Source organism: Sporosarcina sp. A2 (assembly GCF_050858885.1).
Lineage (GTDB): Bacteria > Bacillota > Bacilli > Bacillales_A > Planococcaceae > Sporosarcina.
Genome location: NZ_CP193898.1, coordinates 1,276,106 through 1,294,937, shown reverse-complemented (window position 1 = coordinate 1,294,937; position 18,832 = coordinate 1,276,106). Strand labels below are relative to the sequence as shown.

21 protein-coding genes are annotated in these 18,832 nt (G+C 38.7%); 7 read left to right on the top strand and 14 right to left on the bottom strand.

Annotated features, from left to right (window positions below; translation table 11 throughout):
* Positions 1-224: 224 nt before the first annotated feature.
* Positions 225-452 (bottom strand): hypothetical protein, encoded by a 228-nt coding sequence (locus tag ACRPI0_RS06340; protein WP_432355470.1) that lies wholly within the window; start codon positions 450-452, stop codon positions 225-227.
* 300 nt (positions 453-752) lie between these two features.
* Entirely contained in the window at positions 753-1,088 is a 336-nt protein-coding gene (locus tag ACRPI0_RS06335; RefSeq protein WP_432355469.1) for a hypothetical protein, read from the bottom strand.
* Between the two features lie 22 nt (positions 1,089-1,110).
* On the opposite strand from ACRPI0_RS06335, the gene ACRPI0_RS06330 reads away from it, so the two are divergent.
* Entirely contained in the window at positions 1,111-1,287 is a 177-nt protein-coding gene (locus ACRPI0_RS06330; protein WP_432355468.1) for a hypothetical protein, read from the top strand.
* 686 nt (positions 1,288-1,973) lie between these two features.
* Positions 1,974-2,138 carry a Spo0E family sporulation regulatory protein-aspartic acid phosphatase gene (locus tag ACRPI0_RS06325; protein WP_432355467.1) on the top strand — a complete coding sequence of 55 codons (165 nt, stop codon included), beginning with the start codon at positions 1,974-1,976 and terminating at the stop codon, positions 2,136-2,138.
* 1,065 nt (positions 2,139-3,203) lie between these two features.
* Here the strand turns inward: ACRPI0_RS06325 and ACRPI0_RS06320 are convergent.
* From ACRPI0_RS06320 to ACRPI0_RS06305, 4 genes are all read right to left on the bottom strand, one after another.
* Positions 3,204-3,626, bottom strand: coding sequence for a VOC family protein (locus ACRPI0_RS06320; RefSeq protein WP_432355466.1), 423 nt, complete (start codon positions 3,624-3,626; stop codon positions 3,204-3,206).
* A gap of 245 nt (positions 3,627-3,871) precedes the next feature.
* Entirely contained in the window at positions 3,872-5,665 is a 1,794-nt protein-coding gene (gene glmS, locus ACRPI0_RS06315) for a glutamine--fructose-6-phosphate transaminase (isomerizing) (protein ID WP_432355465.1), read from the bottom strand.
* A 484-nt stretch (positions 5,666-6,149) separates the two neighbouring features.
* On the bottom strand, positions 6,150-7,334 hold the full coding sequence (locus ACRPI0_RS06310) for an NAD(P)/FAD-dependent oxidoreductase (protein ID WP_432355464.1): 1,185 nt from the start codon (positions 7,332-7,334) through the stop codon (positions 6,150-6,152).
* Positions 7,335-7,366: 32 nt separating this feature from the next.
* Entirely contained in the window at positions 7,367-7,816 is a 450-nt protein-coding gene (locus tag ACRPI0_RS06305; RefSeq protein ID WP_432355462.1) for a DUF1641 domain-containing protein, read from the bottom strand.
* Positions 7,817-8,061: 245 nt separating this feature from the next.
* On the opposite strand from ACRPI0_RS06305, the gene ACRPI0_RS06300 reads away from it, so the two are divergent.
* From ACRPI0_RS06300 to ACRPI0_RS06290, 3 genes are all read left to right on the top strand, one after another.
* Complete coding sequence (locus ACRPI0_RS06300; RefSeq protein ID WP_432355461.1) at positions 8,062-8,217, top strand: DUF1540 domain-containing protein; 156 nt, start codon at positions 8,062-8,064, stop codon at positions 8,215-8,217.
* A gap of 96 nt (positions 8,218-8,313) precedes the next feature.
* Positions 8,314-8,751, top strand: coding sequence for a hypothetical protein (locus ACRPI0_RS06295; RefSeq protein ID WP_432355460.1), 438 nt, complete (start codon positions 8,314-8,316; stop codon positions 8,749-8,751).
* Entirely contained in the window at positions 8,739-9,029 is a 291-nt protein-coding gene (locus ACRPI0_RS06290; RefSeq protein WP_432355459.1) for a DUF2653 family protein, read from the top strand. Before ACRPI0_RS06295 ends, ACRPI0_RS06290 begins: the two co-directional genes overlap by 13 nt.
* 45 nt (positions 9,030-9,074) lie before the next feature.
* Here ACRPI0_RS06290 and ACRPI0_RS06285 read toward each other — a convergent pair whose 3' ends face one another.
* The 4 genes from ACRPI0_RS06285 to ACRPI0_RS06270 form a co-directional block, all read right to left on the bottom strand.
* Positions 9,075-9,683, bottom strand: coding sequence for a superoxide dismutase family protein (locus tag ACRPI0_RS06285; protein WP_432355458.1), 609 nt, complete (start codon positions 9,681-9,683; stop codon positions 9,075-9,077).
* Positions 9,684-9,806: 123 nt separating this feature from the next.
* Positions 9,807-10,310, bottom strand: coding sequence for an antibiotic biosynthesis monooxygenase family protein (locus ACRPI0_RS06280; RefSeq protein ID WP_432355457.1), 504 nt, complete (start codon positions 10,308-10,310; stop codon positions 9,807-9,809).
* 92 nt (positions 10,311-10,402) lie between these two features.
* The gene (locus ACRPI0_RS06275; RefSeq protein ID WP_432355456.1) at positions 10,403-10,582 is read right to left on the bottom strand and encodes a hypothetical protein; all 180 of its coding nucleotides are present in this window, start codon (positions 10,580-10,582) and stop codon (positions 10,403-10,405) included.
* 216 nt (positions 10,583-10,798) lie between these two features.
* Positions 10,799-11,101, bottom strand: coding sequence for a YunC family protein (locus ACRPI0_RS06270; RefSeq protein ID WP_432355455.1), 303 nt, complete (start codon positions 11,099-11,101; stop codon positions 10,799-10,801).
* Positions 11,102-11,200: 99 nt separating this feature from the next.
* Between ACRPI0_RS06270 and ACRPI0_RS06265 the strand changes: the two genes are divergently transcribed.
* Positions 11,201-11,353 carry a hypothetical protein gene (locus ACRPI0_RS06265; RefSeq protein WP_432355453.1) on the top strand — a complete coding sequence of 51 codons (153 nt, stop codon included), beginning with the start codon at positions 11,201-11,203 and terminating at the stop codon, positions 11,351-11,353.
* 37 nt (positions 11,354-11,390) lie between these two features.
* Here ACRPI0_RS06265 and ACRPI0_RS06260 read toward each other — a convergent pair whose 3' ends face one another.
* A complete protein-coding gene (locus ACRPI0_RS06260; RefSeq protein WP_432355452.1) occupies positions 11,391-12,248 on the bottom strand; it encodes a YitT family protein in 858 nt (285 codons plus the stop codon).
* A gap of 343 nt (positions 12,249-12,591) precedes the next feature.
* Here ACRPI0_RS06260 and ACRPI0_RS06255 point away from each other — a divergent pair, with 343 nt between their 5' ends.
* On the top strand, positions 12,592-13,587 hold the full coding sequence (locus ACRPI0_RS06255; protein ID WP_432355451.1) for an LCP family protein: 996 nt from the start codon (positions 12,592-12,594) through the stop codon (positions 13,585-13,587).
* Between the two features lie 48 nt (positions 13,588-13,635).
* On the opposite strand, the gene ACRPI0_RS06250 is transcribed toward ACRPI0_RS06255, so the two are convergent.
* Genes ACRPI0_RS06250 through ACRPI0_RS06240 form a run of 3 tightly spaced genes read right to left on the bottom strand, consistent with a single transcriptional unit; the run spans position 13,636 to position 18,722 of the window.
* On the bottom strand, positions 13,636-14,121 hold the full coding sequence (locus ACRPI0_RS06250) for a cupin domain-containing protein (protein WP_432355450.1): 486 nt from the start codon (positions 14,119-14,121) through the stop codon (positions 13,636-13,638).
* Positions 14,111-14,890: a hypothetical protein gene (locus tag ACRPI0_RS06245; protein WP_432355449.1), complete on the bottom strand. Its 780-nt coding sequence runs from the start codon at positions 14,888-14,890 to the stop codon at positions 14,111-14,113. The genes ACRPI0_RS06250 and ACRPI0_RS06245 overlap by 11 nt, the downstream gene beginning before the upstream one ends.
* Positions 14,891-14,906: 16 nt before the next feature.
* Positions 14,907-18,722, bottom strand: coding sequence for an AAA domain-containing protein (locus ACRPI0_RS06240; RefSeq protein ID WP_432355448.1), 3,816 nt, complete (start codon positions 18,720-18,722; stop codon positions 14,907-14,909).
* Between the last annotated feature and the right edge of the window lie 110 nt (positions 18,723-18,832).

Genomic DNA, 18,832 nt, shown 5'->3' with positions numbered 1-18,832 from the left:
CAATAACTAATTATATTATATTGAGTTCTGTCCAAAACCCAAGTGGAAATCCAGAGTTCTCCATTCAAAGTCAATTTCAAACTTTACTTCTCTCATTTCTTCTAATGAGCCTCACTATATTAAACAGTAGTCCCATTGAAGCTATTCATTGTACACGATTGCGCGCTAAGGGAAAAGTCGTTTTCTATTTTGATACAACAACTTTTTTTCCATTACTAGTGAAGCTATTGCAAAAAAATTAAAAAGAAAGCAAGAAGTCCATATGCCACACCTTCAAATCCTCTATTCGTTACAAAGCCAATGTAAAATAAAATAATTGCTGCTATTGTTGTTAAGATTCCTGGTATATTTCTTAAAGGTAGAGGATAATTCATTTTTATTAAGCCCCAAGTGATTAACAATACAATACTTCCCAATATAACAGCCACTAGAAAAGGTGCTAAAATCATCATTCTACTCAATCCCTTCTTTTTTTGAAGTATGGAAGTTAGGAAGTATTGATATGACGTATCAGAAAAGTGTCAGAAAAAAATTCAAAGTTATTTCTATAACTATTACGTAAATTACCAAACGAGATGTTTAATTCACTTCTCGAAAAATCATTCTACTGTTTTTCGCATCTCATATTCCCCGTTTTATAAAAGAATATTTCAGGACATGGCACAATACTAAATTGAACGCTAATGCCTATACAGATACTATGTCCTGTTTTATAGCATTAAGGGGAAGACATATACTAACAAATAGAAAAATCACTTGAAATCAGCTTTTTCTTTTTTCTCCCAAATACTAAACACAATAGCAATCAAAATCGAAAAGGTTACATACATTAGGTATGTATTCATATTGAAATACTGATTATTCATATGAATACTCAGTCCTGTAGTAATGCTTTCAATAGATTCTGCATTTGCGATACCTTCTTTTTTTGTTAAAGCATCCGTTATTAAATGACGATATTCAATCAATTCAGTTCTTTGATACAAAAAAGCACCAGTTAAATGAACGAGAATGACAAATATGCTGATAATAAAAGCAGTGTTACCAAACGAATGTACGTGAAATATCCGAACCCATAGTATTACCATAAAGATGAATAGAGGAATTAGAATGAAAGCTAACATCAAAGCTGGATTGCCGTTTCCAAATGTAGTTCTTGGATTTGGAGTCATTTGGTTAACTAACAGAAAAACCACCAACGATACCATACTAACAATTAACAGAGTAATCTTTGCGATTTTCATCGAACACGACTTCTTTCCTGTTTATCCAACTTTACAAAACTGATTGTTTAAGGCATAGTGCTTCTCCAATAACTGCACCTGTTGGTTTAATTAATTAATAGTTATTTTCTTCTTTAAAATAAATACAACTCTAATAAAAGCCCCGATTGCTGAAGATATAAAGATTATAGCAATTAAGTTTACAATTTTCACAAACATGTAGTCAGTGTAAATAACTTGAACGCTTTGAATAATTACACACAAGCTGAAAATAATAGACATCACTATTAAATATTTAGGTGTAGCTTCCTTTCGTTTATTCACAATAATCTCCTCCCACTAATTCCACAATACATTGGTCCATCGCCAGAGCAAATGAATTTTTTCCAGCCGTATTCAGCCTTCTTATTTAATAGAATTACTTTGTTTTCATGGACGGTAACAAGTATGCATCTATAATGCTCATATTACGACGCGTTTACATGAGTGAAATTAGTTGATTCATATAGTTCTAACCATAAAGTAGCTATTAAGTTAATTAAAGGAAGTAAAAATGTATTTAAATTATCTTTAATTGTTGAATATTCAAACGTTATACATAATTCTGTCACAACTTAATAACAATTTAAAAACTACCCAAAATACGACATAGTTTTCATTCAGCGTTATATATGATGAAGAAGTTGCTTCTATACTTACAGAAAATTGCTGCATGATTTGAAGCGTAATCTATTTTACGGGGGAGTAGAAATGAATATGTTTGCCACAAGGAACTTATTATTGTTTAGAATTAAAGTTAAAAGAATAGTTATGTATAAAAAAGCTGGACACTTGGGACTTACACATCCAAGCGTTGTAAAATGCAGCCATAAACTAGATACCTTATTGAACAGGGTGCAAGGAATTTGTTCATAACTATAGAAATTAAATTCACGGTATAAATATTGATATACTAACTAAAATGGCAGTTCCAGTTTTTTGGAACTGTCTTTTCGTATCTCTTCAACTTCATTATTGTTTCTAAACTTCTTTTCAATTCAATCGTACAGCAACTGTTGTTCTCCTATAAACTTACATACTCACGATTATATTATTCAGGGAGAATCCTACTCAAACCCATCACCTATAAAGCTTTTAGAAAGGAAGTGCAAGTCCGAGCATAATTCTCAATACACGCTTACTCCATGGCAGCGCCCTAATGTTGAATACAATATTCGAGTTTGACAATACTTTCGTTTCTCTATTAATAGCGAATGATCAAACGATACTTTTATTTCACACAGTGAAAAATAAAAGATTTAGCTTTTTCAGTTGCCTGTTTGAACTCCCAGTCTTCATATGTATGGATTTGTGAAAATCCCACTAGTTGTAGTGAATCTTGAATTTCTTCTAAAGTTAGAAATTTTAATTGGATTCTTTCTTGAATCAATACCTCACCTATTTGTGCATTCTTAACAGTTTCGTAAAAGTAAAAATGCCTTCTTTAAATCCTTCGTATTCCGTCCAAATTCCAAGCGGTTCCCCGGTTGTAAGATTCGTTGCAATATCAGGTGTTAGACCTTTACCCCATTGTTCCCACACTTTTGCTATTGGGTTTCGTGTATCGAAAATTATATGTCCTCCAGGTTTTAACGCACGCTTGTATTAAAGCCCATATACCAAAATCTTCAATATGAATTTGCCCGTCATTAGAAAGTACAATCAATTGTTCATCTGTAACTGTATTTTTTCTTTGCTAATCACTTCAATATTTTGGGTAGTGCTTTCAAGAACAGGATTGTAGATAGTAAAACCGAATATAAGAAACAGTACAAAGAGAAATAACAAAGAGAGTACTATGATTTTATTTTTCATACATTTCTCCTTTGAAAAGATAATATGGCCAGTTTCAAGCACAGTGCTTCATCCGCTACTGCCCCCGATTCTTGCACAATGCTGTACGATCTAAGCCCCCTACTGCGGAATAATTCTTAGTTAGCATTAATCATTAATGTCTAACTGTGGATTCCAGACTACTTCCCAAAGATGTCCGTCTGGATCTTGAAAGTATCCAGAATATCCACCCCAAAATGTTTCGTGTGCTGGGTTAGTTATAAATGCACCAGCCTTTTCTGCCTGTTCCATGACGTTATTAACCTCTTCTTTACTTCCTACATTGTGACCCATTGTAAATTCAGTAGGACTTGATTCGTTATGCGAAACTTTTGCATCAAAGTCTATATGCTTACGATTCCAAATTGCAAGTTTTAATCCCACTTGTAAGTCGAAAAATGTGACTGCCCCATGCTCAAATTCCTTACCAACTATACCTTCTGTCTTAAGATCCAAACCATCACGATAGAATTCTAAAGATTTTTCCAAATCATCTACACCTAATGTTATTACAGTAATGCGTGGTTTCATACATTGTTGATACCTCCAAAGTAATTGACTAATATTTATCCTAATTTAGTGATCACACCTAAAGGATGCCTAATTAGCTATTTCTTTACCCTTCAAAATGGCCCGTTTAATGTATTACCTAAATTACAAACTCCGTAAATGGAATTACCTAAACAGGCTTTTATTCCACTAAAAGAAAAAAAAGCCTCTTTAGACAATTCTATCCAAAGAGGTTTGTATATGCAATTTAATTTATTGTAATTTTCTTACTCTACTGTAACGCTTTTTGCTAAATTACGTGGCTTATCTACGTCGCAGCCACGTTGCAAGGATGCATAATAGCTAAGAAGTTGTAGCGGGATCACTGTAACAAGTGGCGTCAATAACTCATGGACGTGTGGTAATATAAGCTGATCCCCAGGCTCATTATCGCCTTCCATCGAGATGATGCAAGCATGAGCACCACGAGCTGTAACTTCTTTTACATTACCTCGTAGGTTAGGGCTCACGCTTGGCTGTGTTGCAAGTGCAATCACAGGCGTCCCCTCTTCAATCAATGCAATTGTACCATGTTTCAATTCTCCCCCTGCAAAGCCCTCTGCTTGGATGTAGGAGATCTCTTTCAGTTTTAAAGCACCTTCAAGGCTTACATAGTAGTCAAGATTGCGTCCAATGAAAAATGCATTACGTTTGTCGGTTAATAGCTCTTGAGAGATTTGTTCAATCTCCTCTTTTGCATCCGTTAACGTTTGAATGGCATTCGCAACAATTGCAAGTTCTTTTTTCAGATCCAGCTTATGTACGCCTTCCCCTAATGCGTATGCTGTAATCGCAAGAACCGCAAGTTGAGCGGTATATGCTTTAGTCGAAGCGACTGCTATTTCCGGTCCTGCATGCAACAATAACGTATGGTCTGCTTCTCTCGACAGTGTAGATCCTGGCACGTTGGTCATAGTGATCGTTGGATAACCGAGTGCTTTCACTTTTACAAGGACTTGTCGACTATCTGCTGTTTCACCGGATTGTGTAATGAACAAGAATAATGGTTTTTTCGAAAGAAGTGGCATATTATAACCGAATTCACTTGAAATATGAACTTCTACCGGCAATCCTGCTAATTTCTCAAAATACTCTTTACCGATTAAGCCCGCATGATAACTTGTACCTGCAGCAATAATGTAAAGACGATCTGCATGTTGGAAGGCTTGCATAATCTGTGGATCAATAGTCAACAAACCTTCTTCTGAGCTGTAAGCTTCAATAATTTTACGCATTACTCCAGGCTGCTCATCGATTTCCTTTAACATATAATGAGGATATGTACCTTTTTCAATATCACTCATATCAAGTTCTGCCGTATACGGGGCTCGCACGATTTTATCCCCAGCCAATGTTTCAATTACAATGCCATCCTTACCAAGTAACACGACTTCACCGTCATGTAGCTCGATGAACTGGTCCGTTACTTGAAGCATCGCCATTGCATCTGATGCAACCACATTACATTCATCGCTAACGCCAACTAGTAATGGACTACGATTTTTCGAAACAAATATTGTTTCTGGATCTTTTTCATCTAACATTGCAATTGCATACGACCCGTGCAACAACGACAAGGCTTTACGGAACGCTTCGTCTGTCGTCATTCCTTCGTTAGCAAAGTGTTCGATTAGCTGAACAATTACTTCCGTATCCGTTTCTGAGACGAATTGGATATCTTGTAAGTATTCTCGAGTCAGTTTTTCATAATTCTCAATGACCCCATTATGGACAAGTGTAAATCGTCCAGATGTACTTTTATGTGGATGCGAGTTTTTCTGGTCAGGTACACCATGTGTTGCCCAACGTGTATGTCCAATTCCTACTTGTGAATCGATTTCTTGCGGAAGGGCTCCTCGCAAATCTTCTATGCGACCCTTTTCCTTAAACATTGTGACGCCTTCAGAAGTCTGGAATGCGATTCCTGCAGAGTCATATCCTCTATATTCAAGCTTCTCGAGTCCTTGCAACAAAATTTTTGATGCTTGGTTCTTTCCGTTATAGCCTACAATTCCGCACATAATTTATTCCTCCGAATTAGGTAATCCGAATGCAGAACTGTGTAGGTCGTTCAGGCAGTTCCGCTTTCGGACGTACCTGATAATTTTATATGATACCTGCAACATTCCTTTTGTATCACAAAGTTGCCTCTGTGTTTTAAGAACTGCTTGTGACCGGGTATCTACGATCAGGAGGCATCCGCCGAATGTTCGATGAACCTCCACCTCGTCTGCCAAGAATCTGTGCGATTTCCTAGGCGCTGGCGCTTTAATTGATTTCCTATTTTCAAGTGCATGCTACTCTCCTTAAGTGCACCGACGAAAGTTCCGTCACTGTTAACTATAGCGAATTCAGAATTCCCCTGTCAAATAACAAATCGTTCTGACTATTAGTAAATACTTAAAAAATTACAAGTTTTTAAAGACTTCTAGCGCGATGTTCCAATAAAAAAAGACTATCCAGATGACAGTTTTCACTGAATTCTGGATAGACTTATATGTTTACTTAGTAAGCGAGACCGAATAATCCTTTGATGTGAGTCAAGTAGCGAATGTTACTTGCTTCTTTCATCAATGATGCCGGCATTCCCTTAAGGGATGTATTGTTTGCACCGATTGATGCGACTGCATCTTTGCGACCAAGGCTAGCAAGTGTACCCGAGTTAACTGGATTGAACGCTTCCATAGACTTGCCTGCAAGCATTGCATACACGTTATAACCAACAAGTTCACCCATCTGCCAAGCGTTTTGTGCAGTTGGTGCGTATGGACGTGCACCTTCTTCTACTGGGAATGCAACCGCGCTATCGCCAACAACAAATACATCAGGATGAGATTTAGATTGAAGGAACTCATTTACTGTTGCACGGCCACGATCTACTTCAATACCTGATTCTCCAACGAGTGGATTACCAGTAACGCCACCTGTCCAAACGAACGTGTTCGCTTTGATGACACGACCGTCTTTCAATGAAATTTCGTTACCTTCTACGTTTGTGACAGGAAGTCCTACCAAGAACTCAACGCCACGTTTTGTAAGGCTTTCTGTAGCACGTTCGATCAAGTGCTCCGGAAGAACTGGAAGGATTTTCGGACCTGCTTCAACTAGCATAATCTTCAAATCAGCAGGGTTTACACCGTGCTCGCGAGCGATTTTAGGCATATTGTCAACGATTTCACCGACAAGTTCAACACCTGACAAACCACCGCCACCAATCATGATCGTTGCATCTGCTTCATCATGTGAAGTTGCATATGCTTTAATGCGATCTACTAGGTGTTTAAAGATTTTGTTTGCTTCACTAGCGGATTTAAGAACCATACTATTTTCTTCAAGTCCTGGAATTCCAAAGTAAGCTGTTTTGCTACCAAGTCCAACAACTAGTGCGTCATAAGAAAGTGTTTCTCCGCCAGCCAAGTTCACTTTTTTCGTGTTTACGTCAAAGTTTTCAACTGTAGCGATTTTCAAATTGACATTCTTACCAGCAAGTAATTTCTCAAGTGGAAGTGCAACAGAACCTTCGCTTGTTGTTCCTCCAGCTAAACGGTGAAGTTCAGTTATAATTTGGTGAGTAGGAGTTTGGTTAACAAGTGTGATAGTGGCATCACTTTCTGACAGGAAATTACGAGCATTCAATGCTGTTAAAAGACCGCCGTAGCCTGCTCCTAAAATAACGATATGTTTGGTCATTGTCTAATCCCCTTCTACTGATAGTAGTTTAATTATTTTGTATGGTTACGTTGTCCAGCAATTTCAAGGTAAGCAGTTAAGAAACGGAAAACACGTTGAGCTTCGGGATCTTTAATCATTTTCATAAGACCAAACAAGCCGATAGTCTCTGTACTTTTAGCTGCAAGATCTTTTGCTTCAATGACAGTAGCTGCCATATTCTTAGCTGAATCCTTAACTGGTCCTGCGATTTCTTTCATGAATTCGACTGTATCATTTATTAATACATCGTCTGTTGCTACTGCTTTTGCAACGTCATATGATTTAGTCATTAAGTCAACTAGTTCTGTTAATTGTGGAAGCTTTTCAACAAGAGTTGTTAATGATTCTTGAACTTCTGGTTTAAGCAACTGATCTAGAATATCTTGTTTTTGGTCGGCATGTAGTTGTGTGCCTTCTGTAGCAACGTTTGTTGCTTCTTCAGGATTGAGCGGCGTAGTCATGTGCAAATCCCCTTTTTTTAATTTAATGTATTTTGTTCCGAAACCAGGTAAATTATGCGTTGAATAATTCATCGTAATATACTTAATATCCGTATGTCATAATCTCCTATTTCTATTACCATCAAGTCACTATACGCCTCTTTTAAACATTCTTCAAGTATTTAGTTTGGCACTTAATTATTATTTGTTTACTTTGCATAGAGGCGCATAAATTGCACATCCTAACATAAAAGGAGGTGCTGAAAATGGGACAGCGAATTAGATGTGAAGTGAACAATTGTAAGTTTTGGGCTGACGGAAATAAATGTGAAGCCGACGAAATCTATGTTGTCAGCAAAAAAGGCAATCACGCGAAGTCCAGTAGTGAAACGGATTGCAAAACGTTTGTTCCCCAAGTGTAATGCAAGACGAAGTATTTTAACTTTGAAAGATACTGTTGTACAATGATGAAGAGGATTGAGAACAATCCACTACTTCATCGGAGGTTTTACTAGTTCATGAAAAAACTTGCGGCAGCCTTTTTGGCACTAACACTTATTCTTTCACCGATCGGCACAATTGTATTCAATGATCATGCTCCGTCGGCTGAAGCAAAAGGATACAAATCAGGTAAAAAAAGCTTTACTCCTAACCAAAATAATTTCAACAAACCTGTGGTTGACAAAAAGAAGGATAATGCTTCTTTTACTAAAAAAAATAACACTCAAACAGCAAAGCCTAAATCACGCGGTATCATGAAAGGACTTATGTTAGGCGGATTAGCAGGACTACTATTTGGAAGCTTGTTTGCCAATATGGGAATACTCGGATCGATCTTAGGATTGCTTGTCAATGTATTTGCGATTATCGCAGTAATTGGATTGATACGCATGGCTTTCATGTATTTCAAGAAAAAGAAACAAGATAAAGATGACATGCACCGGTGGCAGAACTGATGATTGAAGAACAGGACATCATTAACGCCATTTGTCTGTATCAAGCGAAAAACAAATCGACTTTACCAGAACAAGTTGAAGTTGAACTGTTCTACGATGATACTGAGGGTTTCTATGCTGAAGCATTTGTTAACGGCATGACTGTTATTATGAACACATTTGATATGACTCAAGCTCTTCGAATGTTTATTGAAGAACAACTACATCAAGATCCTTACGCTACAGGTATTAAGTTTCTACTGGACGATGAGCGTGGGATTGTTGCATCACTTATGTAACCCTTAATTACTGGACATCCCATAATTGGATGTCCAGTTTTTCGTTCATTTAATAACCCCGCAAGCGATACGATCACCAGAATCACCAGAGGGTTGAGTCATGCCATCATCTTTTCTAGCATGGATAACTAAAGCTGTTCCAGAATCATTCAATAATGAGTTCTCCCCATTTTCACTAAGTGAGATATGTTTTGCAACAAACTTATCATCAATCTCTCCATCTTCACCTACTTCTAAATTAGGCATATCTCCTGCATGTGGCCCATTCTCCATTTCAAGTCCGTGCTCTTTATTATCAGGATTGAAATGCCCACCCGCGGATTCGAAATCAGGTACTACACAACTCCCTGTTTCATGAAAATGAAATCCATGCTTCCCCGGTTCAAGCCCTTCTGCCTTAATATGCACATTAACTCCATCTTCTACTTCTTCGAGTTCTGCAGTTCCCAACGTTTTCCCTTCAGCATCTTTCAAATCAACTAGTACCGTAAATGCTCTTGGTTCCACTTCAGTAGCAGAATCCTTATTTTCATTGTTTTTGTCAATGTCTTCTGCAGGCGTTGACGATTTGTTTTCATCATCATCATCTGCTCCACACGCTCCCAAAGCAAGCAAAAGAGCCAATGATGGAGCTATTGCAAATTTCGTCTTCATCCAAACCCCTCCTTCCTTCTCTACTGTTCTCTTTCACTTACAAGTTGTTTTTAAACCTATCAAGATTATTCAGTAAAAAAAGCCGACCTCTCATTGGATGAGAAATCGACTTTGCTTATTAAGTCAATCAACTTTTTTATAAGTTGTTACAAATGACGGTCGTGAGAAGATATTAGGCTTTTTATCGATACCTTCATCTGTCCCACGCTTTTTATGGGCTGTTGCATAGTTCTCGGAAGCTTGCCATGCTTTAAACGCTTCTTCATCTTGCCACAGCGTTAAGATTACATAAGTATCGCTTTCTAATGGACGAAGTACACGGATAGCTCCAAATCCTTCTGTGTCTTCGATTTTTCTAGCACGATTCATGAATCGCGATTCGAAGATTTCTCGTCCATCTGAAGTTACTGGAATATTATTGAAAACAGCATAATTTCCAGTAATAATTTCTCCTGAGGAGTCGAGAACTGTATAAGAATCTGCTTCTGCAAAGCCCGCGGATCCTTCATTTTCTTGAATAAGGACCGCTTCATTTCCTAATTCCATGAGTACTAAGTTCTCTGTTGCTAAACTTTCTTTAATTGCTTTTAGTTCCAATACATCTCCATACGTTACGTGAATATTCATATTTTGTCCCCTATCTAACTGAATGCGATTTTCACTTCAACAAAAGCAAAACCGGCAGAATTCGGCTGCCGGCTACATTCGAATCGTTGTTTTCAATGCCATACTTGTCTTCTACGCTCTTTAACTGCAACGATTGCTGATGAGCCAACCAATATTGTAACAACAACGAGTCCGAGGATTAATCCTGTTGAGAAATCACTCGTAAAATTACGTGCTGTCATAGCTACTAATGCAATGCCGCAAATAATTGCCGCAGCGATGATTTTTTTCATAGCACTCACCCTTCTTATCTGTACAGATGTGTCGTAGTAGACTGCATGGCGATTTATGTAGTCAATGAGATTCTTTCTCATTCTCATCATAAAACATCACGTTAAGAATCGCAACCAAAACCAACGGCTATCGCACATTAATCTTGATTATGTGTCAAAAACAAAACAGGAAACTCGGAATGATACCGAATTTCCTAAGTTAACTTTAATTTTTTATTAGATCATCTTTAACAACGCTTGTTCCCCTGTCATACCAACTTTGATCCCTAATGCTTCAGCTTCAAGTGTGACGGATTCAAGCGGTGCTGCAATTAGCTCTTCAATTGTTTTCACACCGGTTGCTCGGCCAGCTATAATACGACGATCTGCTAGCAATCGATTGAGCAATCCAACATCAAGTGCTCCACACATAATGTAGCCACTTTCATTTGAAACTGTGAGTAATGTTGTTTTGGGCAATGAAACTGAAACCGCTGTAAAACTATGTCCTTCTAGTTGAATGGACGTTACTGTTACCAAAATACCCACTCCCTTCCCTCTATAAAGTATGATACTTCACTTCATCTAGTGACTAAAAGATGATATCTGATCCCATACTCTTTAAAAGGAGGTTGTCAAATGACCGATCGAAATATCGATGGTGAGAAAAAGAAAAAGCAACCGCATCTTCCTGGCCGCGAGGAATTTTCAGCTGATTATTCAACGTATGGTGAAAGACGCCAAGCATTAAAAGAGCTTTATCGTAAATCTAAAAAACTTAAGAAAGAATAGAAAAACACCCTGCCATGGTGAGCAGGGTGTTTCCTTATTATGTGATTGACTGTCCTTCACGTCGGAAGAAACCGAAGATCCCGACAGTTTGAACAATATTTGCAAAAGCATTTGGATCAACTTCACTAATGATTTTCTCTAAATCATACAATTCATATCTAGTAATGACCAGGTATAACATGCTTTTCTCTTCTTTGGTATAACCACCCTTAGCTGGCATAATTGTAATGCCTCGCACCATCTTATTGTGAATCGCCGCTTGCAACTCATCTGCTTTTCTCGTAACGATCATTGCAGTTACTTTTTCGTGACGCGTGTGGATTGCGTCAATTACAGCAGTTGAAACGTAAAGCGCAACCATTGTATAGAGAGCGTTCTCCGGCTCATATAAGAAACCTGCAGCGACAATGATAACGCCGTTCAAAAGTAAAAAGTACGTTCCAATGGGTTTATCCTGCAAGCGGGACAATACCATTGCAACAATATCCATTCCTCCTGTGGAAGCACCTAACTTAAGAGAAATACCTACGCCGACTCCACCGATAACTCCACCAAATACTGCATTTAGAATGATATCGTCTGACAGTGACATGACGGGCAGAATGCCCATGAAGATTGTTGTGAAAATAACAGATACAATACTATAGATTGTAAACCCTTTCCCGACTTTAAACCAGCCAAGGATGAACACAGGAACGTTTAATACTAAGAGTAACACTCCCGTAGAAACAGTGATTCCCCCGTGATCTAAAAGTACACTAGATAGCAACTGGGCAATACCTGCAAAACCACTCGCATACACATTCGCGTTTATGAGAAATAAGTTCAGGGATACCGCTAATAATAACGCACCAACAATAACGGTAACAATTCGTTTTGCTTCAATAAAAAACATGTTACATCTCCTTTACACTTCATCCATATTTTGAGTTAAAATTTAAAACAAACAAAAAAAGTCCTGTCTGACGGAGAAGACAAGGACAACCCGTCACACCCTACGTAATTAAGGTGAGTCATGTTTCTATTAGTTGCTATTATAACGAGCAACATGGATTGATGCAATCGCAATCCCTTTTCCTATATGACCCATTTAAGTATTGCAAAAATACGAATTCCATCGTATGCTTCATTAGTTAGAGATGAAAATTGAATTCCAGAAAACATTTCACAACGAGATACGTCTTATTTACTGAGCAACAAACCGCATTCATGCGGTACCAACTACAGGTGGTGGCACTATGAACCGTTCTGATCGCAGAACTCATAAAAAAAAGAAGAAACTATGGATTGTTCTACTCCTATTATTCCTATTAATTGGCGGAGTAACCTACTTTTGGTTTGACCAATTTAAAGCTGGACAATCTCTTGCAGGTGCGAAGCCTGATACTGAAGAAGAAGATCTTTTTAATGCTCCTGAACCCCAATACGGGGAAATCAATATACTTCTTTTAGGATCAGATGCACGACCCGATGATAACGAAGGACGATCTGATTCCCTTATGATAGGTCATTACAACCAAGATACCAAAGAACTTAAAACTGTATCTATCATGCGCGATATATATGTTGCAATCCCAGGGCACGGTAAACAAAAAATGAATGCAGCCTACTCTATCGGTGGTCCGGAACTAGTTCGCCAAACAATAAAAGAAAATTTCGGTATAGATATCCACTATTATGCTGAGGTTGATTTTGAAGGATTCCCTAAAATGGTTGACGTCGTAGCTCCTGACGGGATAGAAGTAGACATTCCATATCAGATGTCACACGGCATTAATATGACACTGGAACCAGGCCTTCAACGTCTTCACGGTAAGGAACTATTGGGATATGTCCGATTCCGCCACGATAGCCAAAGTGATTTTGGTCGAGTCCAACGACAACAAGAAGCACTGGCAAAGTTGAAGGATGAAGCAGTCAGTCTGCATAGTCTTCTAAGCTTGCCGAAATTACTCGGAATGGCAGATAGTTATGTCTATACAAATCTCGATAAGAAAACGATGATTTCGATTGGTAAGGGCTTACTGAGCAATAAGGAGTCAGGAATTGAGTCAATTAGATTACCTGTAGATGGTTCTTATGAGGACCAACGAATTCCAGGTGTTGGAGCCGTATTAGCAATTGACTTCGAAGAAAACACACAGGCGTTAAACGATTTTCTTTCATCTGATTCAAGTAATTCGGCATCAACAGATAAGGATGCTAGAAATCAGAAAAATCCAGAAAACAAATAACTAACAAAAAACGTTAGGCCACGATAATTCTCGTGGTCTAACGTTTTTTTATCGCGTCATTTGTTGAATGATAGCACTATGTTGAGGGAACTTGACGATTAACTCATCTTCTGTGAACAGTTTGAAGTCTTCGAAATCGAATCCTGGTGATACCATACACCCTACTAATGCGTATTCACCGTTCTCTATTAGTGATGAACCAAAAACGGTCCCAGCTGGAACGAGCAACTGAGGATGTTCCCCAGCACCAATATTCAAGCCTAATTTGACTTCTGAGTATTCACCTTCCGAAGAAATCATGTGTACCGTCATGGCACTTCCATCATGATAATACCAAAGCTCATCCGACTTCAATTGGTGGAAGTGTGACAATTCACCATCAGCGAGCATGAAGTAAATACTCGTAAATAGTGGTCGTTTCCCAGCCTCTGTATCTATCGTTTCACTAGCTGTAAACGAACTAACATAACTCCCTCCCTCGGGGTGACTTCCTAAGTGTAAATGCTCTTTCCAATAAGCTGCATCACGTTTCATGAATGGTTTCCTCCTGTTTGGGGATATAGCGCTGCCGCCAACTATTACGTTCTTTCGACATAACGAGCTGTTCCAGAGTTTCGTCCCACTGTTGAGTTTGTGTGTTCCATATTCTTGCATAGATCGAATCCTGACTTTTGTGGTGAACATGGAATTCGAGACATGGAATTTGTATCGCATCAAGTTGCTTCAACTTTGTCACGCTGGCAACAATCCGTTGTTTTTCTAATGTATTCTCTATCTCAACTTGAGGCGCAAGCTGTTTCTTCACTTCCTCATCAGATAGTTCTTCCACCCTCCAGTTAGCTGTCTCTACTTCATATCGAAATACGTCAAGATCTTGATCTTCCTCAACTATATTTACGATATCCATGAAATGCTTGTGAACTGCGCTGTACTGCAGAATCACTTCATCACTTTCCGTTTCATGAAGTAACATTCCAGCGCTCAATTGTTCAATGCCTTCTTTTGTTACAACCCATCCGTGATGGTACGTAACAAGCCCAGCACCCTTCATCATCGAAAGAAGGTCTTCAATAAATAATAATTCAACGCCTAGTACTTGCGCAAGCTCATCCGGGTGTTCAATTGGAAGTTCCTGCATAGAGATAAGCATCATTTTCATAAGAACATCCATTTTTGTTTTTGTAATCGTTTCAAAAGAGACGGCAAGTTTATAAGTTGTTAGTGCCCAAGCCTGTTCACTAAGAATGCTGTTATCTATAGATTGCTGTAATTCATTTCTCAATCTTTGCTTTAATTCATGCATATGAAGTGGTCACCTCTTATTTGGTAATGGATTCAGTCAGCGAACGAATACCACCTTGCTTACTAATTTCATCAAATAACTGTTGATAAAGGTCCCGAGTTTTTTTCGATTTCGGCTTATTGATGAACATATCAGAACTCCCGACAATCATGAGCAATTCTTTCGCTCTAGAAAGTGCAACATTGAGTCGTCTGTAGTCTTTTGCAAACCCAATTTCCCCACTCGGTTCTCCGTGATTTCGAACGAAACTCACAATGATGATGTCCATTTCCATCCCTTGGAATTTATCGACAGAACCTGTTCGGAACGTTAGATTTTCGGTATCAAGCTCTTCTTGGATTAGCCGATTAATGCGCTTCACTTGTTCTCCGTAGAAACTGATGACGCCGACTTGCTTCTTAGTATCTTTCGGTAGTTTACCTAGTTCGATGGCTCGCGCTGTTGCCTGATCAAGCTCTTGTAGTTGTTCACGGATCGCTACCAATTCACTTTCATTGTATCGACTCGTTCCGCCTTTAGGTTTCGCTTCATAGAATTGCGGTGTATTCGGTAGATCAATCCACAGCAAATGATCTTCAGGTCTGATTTTACTCGTTTCAAGGTGATGGGCACGTGCTGCGTCTGAATCAGGAAGCCCGCAACGGAGTTCGTATCCATTTTCGTTGTAGAACGGTGTGATTGATTTCATAATACGTTCGTGCATTCGATATTGAATTCCAAGCATCGTCTTGTTCTGTTTCGGTAACGTTCTGAACAAGCGTTCAAAAAGCGATTCTTTCAGCAAACGGTCCATATCTTTTTTCTGTTCATCATCAGGCATTTCTTCCAAGAACTCTTCCATCGTTTCTTGACCTACTAGTGGCGGTAACTGATGATGATCCCCGACGAGGATAATCTTTTTCCCTTTTAACATTGGCAGTAATAATTCCGGTGGCGTTGCTTTTGACACTTCGTCTATAATGACTAAGTCAAACATCGGATATTCTTCTGCAAATTCTTTACGTGCCGATGCAACACATGTTGTCCCGATGACATTTGCATGTTTTATATAAAGTTTTCGAATTTCATCCAAATCATAAGGACTTGCTTCCGATAGCATCCGATGCCATTTTGTTTGAATCGATTGAATGGCTGGTACGTTTGTCAACTGCTTTTCAACGACTTCCATCTGAGTATTCAATTCATGTTGCGACTTTACATTGTCTGTAATTAAAGGTGATGGATCTTCTAGTAAAACCTTCCTTAATGAATCCACTTGTAAGTTATACCTGTTAAGATTCTCCTCAATATCGTTCAATTGCTTACAATGCTTTGCTTCAATGGTTTCGTAGGAATGGATCTCTTCTTTTAACGTTTTATGTTGGGTACGAGCATTCTCAAGTTCTTGTGTTGCAGTTTTCACTGTCTCATCTAATGTACGTGTTTCTTCAATTCTTTTAGAAATTGCTGCGTAGGAACCTTCCACCTCACTAAGAAGTGTAGAAATCGCTTCAAGCGATGTTGCTTGTTCGCTCATTTGTTGGACTTCGGCAAGCTGTGTTTGTAGCTGTACGAAATGTGCTGATAGCTCTTGCTTCTCATGTGAAACATAAGAATATCTATTTTTCAAAGTATCTTTTACGTACGTTTTAATCTCTTCAAATAATAATGTCGTGGATTGCGCTTCGACTAAAAAAGCAGATATGAAATTTTTTCGATCGTGAAGCAGATCGACAGCTTTTGTTAAGTTTTCCAAACAGTCATAGGATTCTACAGAGAAAGAAGTTGTGCTTAGTGTCTTTTTCACTTCAGGTTGAACTAAATAACGCCCTACCCGACTAACAGTTTCGTGAATGGATTGAAGGGAATGACGATTTCTAAAGCCTTTTGGTATCTGAATTCGATTATGGAACTGATGATCCTCAAGGATTTTCGTGACGGTTTTTATGGCTTTGTCCACACGGGCAACCGTATCGGACCATGCAACAAAACTCTCGTCCCCTCCTACATCTTGAATACGATCAATTTGACGTATCAGCTCTGTCATCTTTTGATCGAGTTCTGGTGTAGGAACGAATTGCACACCATCTAATAAGTTTTTGAGATCATTTAATTTCCCGATAGATTCCAACTGTTTTATGGCATTTTGATAGCTCTCGGTTTTTGTATTCGCTTCATTTATGGAAGTTTGCAACGCTTCTAATTGAGTAACCATTTCTGATATGGACTGACTCGCTTTCAGTAAGTCAATCCGTTCTTTCAATTGGTTTTGTTCCCGTTGAAGTTGAGCAAGAGTTTCACTCGTATCATGACCCGTTGTTAGTTCCTCTAATCGGTTGATTTCGCCATCTGTTTCATTCAATTTTAACGCTGCTGATTTATTCACTGATTCGTTTTTCGTGATTGCTAGTTGCTGTTCTTGTTTCTGACGTTCTATATCTTTAAGTAGCAGTTCAATTGCGCGAAGCTTTTCTTTGTTGTCATTCCATTCATTCAATTGTTCATGAAGAAGTTCATGTTGCTTCAGGAGCTGATCATTTTTCTCTTGCAAGGCTGTTTGCTCTTTGCGCAGTGTCGTTTCCAATTGACTATGTGCAGCGAGCTGTTCTTCCATAGCTTCTATTGTTTGGGTACGCCAATGCTCTGCTACGTTTTCTTCGATGAATTTGCGGCCTTCTTCTTCAATACTCTCTGTCCTGCCGTAACGTAAAATCCGTATTTCTGAGTTGTTCAGAAGCCTTCCAAGTGCATTGTCTACAGCTAAATTCGCTTGCGAAGCGACTAACGTTCGCATACCCGCTTTTACCGCTTGATTGCAAATTTCAGATATGACCGTGGTTTTACCTGTTCCTGGAGGCCCTTGAATGACATACAAATCGCTTGCGTTCATCGCACCCGTTACCGCTTCTTGTTGGAATTCGTTGAGAGTCGTTTCAAATTCGAGAGGCTCTCGACGATTGGTTATCTTGACTACAGGTCTCTCTTCGAACAAAATTTTCTCTAAGTTTGCATTCGCCGCTAGACCGTCTTGCAAATCTTTGAATCCTCTCCGCAGCCTTCTAACTTGGCTAAGTTCCGCGAAATTACTGAAAATGATGGACTCGTATTCTTTTCCATTGAAGCCTGTTTTGCGGGCGTTCTGAACTGCACCACTCTTCAGCTCAATTTCAATACGATTGGTTCTCCTGTCCCCATTGACAACATTGCCTAAATCATAAGTCAGACCTGCAAACTTAGCTGAAAACCCAGCAATGCTCTTCCATGCTTTTCCTGGCAAACCATCTACATAAATTGATGCTTGTCTGAAATCATCACTTAACGTGACTGATTTAACACGTGCATGAATGTCTTCAACATCGGCATTCTTTTCCATTATGCGTAAATAACCTTCCCAACCTCCGATTCTCTTCTTTACGTATTCAGATCGTTCTTCAGCAATAGGGAGTTCACGTAAAAGTGTTGCAAAATCAATGGGTAATGCGAGTCCTGAGCTTTTCCCTAATTTGAATGTGAGATTTGCCCGTAGTCTTCGATTTGTTGAAACAGGCTCTCTTTTACCTCTAATATGGAAACCAGTAGCAAGGAAACCATCATTTTTGACGATACACTCTAGTACAGGAACACGACCATCCAAAAGATCGCTAAGTTTTTTATTTTCCTCATTATCAAAAAAGAATGAGAACGCCTGGTTACCTTGCTGGTTATCAGGTCGCTTCTCAATATGTACGACAAATGATTTTTGCATAGCGAAAAAAGAATGTTCGTCTTTGGTGATTTTTTCAATCCCATTGCGAGCACTCGTTGTTACTGCCAATTCACATTTCACTGTCTTCTCGAACGTATTTCGATTCATGTACATCACTTCTTTCATCCCGTAAAAAAAGGTCAGCCAAATGATATGGCTGAACCAATTCTTATAATCCTTCTATCCTTCATTATAAACGAAGATGCAGTTTGTCGCGA

Excerpts from the sequence above, each read along its gene's own strand:
- ACRPI0_RS06250 (WP_432355450.1), bottom strand. The coding sequence starts at position 14,121 with ATGAAACGTGATGCAGCTTATTGGAAAGAGCATTTACACTTAGGAAGT.
- ACRPI0_RS06275 (WP_432355456.1), bottom strand. The coding sequence starts at position 10,582 with ATGAAAAAAATCATCGCTGCGGCAATTATTTGCGGCATTGCATTAGTA.
- ACRPI0_RS06295 (WP_432355460.1), top strand. The coding sequence starts at position 8,314 with ATGAAAAAACTTGCGGCAGCCTTTTTGGCACTAACACTTATTCTTTCA.
- ACRPI0_RS06305 (WP_432355462.1), bottom strand. The coding sequence starts at position 7,816 with ATGACTACGCCGCTCAATCCTGAAGAAGCAACAAACGTTGCTACAGAA.
- ACRPI0_RS06300 (WP_432355461.1), top strand. The coding sequence starts at position 8,062 with ATGGGACAGCGAATTAGATGTGAAGTGAACAATTGTAAGTTTTGGGCT.
- ACRPI0_RS06320 (WP_432355466.1), bottom strand. The coding sequence starts at position 3,626 with ATGAAACCACGCATTACTGTAATAACATTAGGTGTAGATGATTTGGAA.
- ACRPI0_RS06310 (WP_432355464.1), bottom strand. The coding sequence starts at position 7,334 with ATGACCAAACATATCGTTATTTTAGGAGCAGGCTACGGCGGTCTTTTA.
- ACRPI0_RS06245 (WP_432355449.1), bottom strand. The coding sequence starts at position 14,890 with ATGCATGAATTAAAGCAAAGATTGAGAAATGAATTACAGCAATCTATA.
- ACRPI0_RS06265 (WP_432355453.1), top strand. The coding sequence starts at position 11,201 with ATGACCGATCGAAATATCGATGGTGAGAAAAAGAAAAAGCAACCGCAT.
- ACRPI0_RS06240 (WP_432355448.1), bottom strand. The coding sequence starts at position 18,722 with ATGAATCGAAATACGTTCGAGAAGACAGTGAAATGTGAATTGGCAGTA.
- ACRPI0_RS06255 (WP_432355451.1), top strand. The coding sequence starts at position 12,592 with ATGAACCGTTCTGATCGCAGAACTCATAAAAAAAAGAAGAAACTATGG.
- ACRPI0_RS06325 (WP_432355467.1), top strand. The coding sequence starts at position 1,974 with ATGAATATGTTTGCCACAAGGAACTTATTATTGTTTAGAATTAAAGTT.
- ACRPI0_RS06340 (WP_432355470.1), bottom strand. The coding sequence starts at position 452 with ATGATGATTTTAGCACCTTTTCTAGTGGCTGTTATATTGGGAAGTATT.
- ACRPI0_RS06260 (WP_432355452.1), bottom strand. The coding sequence starts at position 12,248 with ATGTTTTTTATTGAAGCAAAACGAATTGTTACCGTTATTGTTGGTGCG.
- glmS (WP_432355465.1), bottom strand. The coding sequence starts at position 5,665 with ATGTGCGGAATTGTAGGCTATAACGGAAAGAACCAAGCATCAAAAATT.
- ACRPI0_RS06285 (WP_432355458.1), bottom strand. The coding sequence starts at position 9,683 with ATGAAGACGAAATTTGCAATAGCTCCATCATTGGCTCTTTTGCTTGCT.
- ACRPI0_RS06335 (WP_432355469.1), bottom strand. The coding sequence starts at position 1,088 with ATGGTAATACTATGGGTTCGGATATTTCACGTACATTCGTTTGGTAAC.
- ACRPI0_RS06280 (WP_432355457.1), bottom strand. The coding sequence starts at position 10,310 with ATGAATATTCACGTAACGTATGGAGATGTATTGGAACTAAAAGCAATT.
- ACRPI0_RS06330 (WP_432355468.1), top strand. The coding sequence starts at position 1,111 with ATGAAAGCTAACATCAAAGCTGGATTGCCGTTTCCAAATGTAGTTCTT.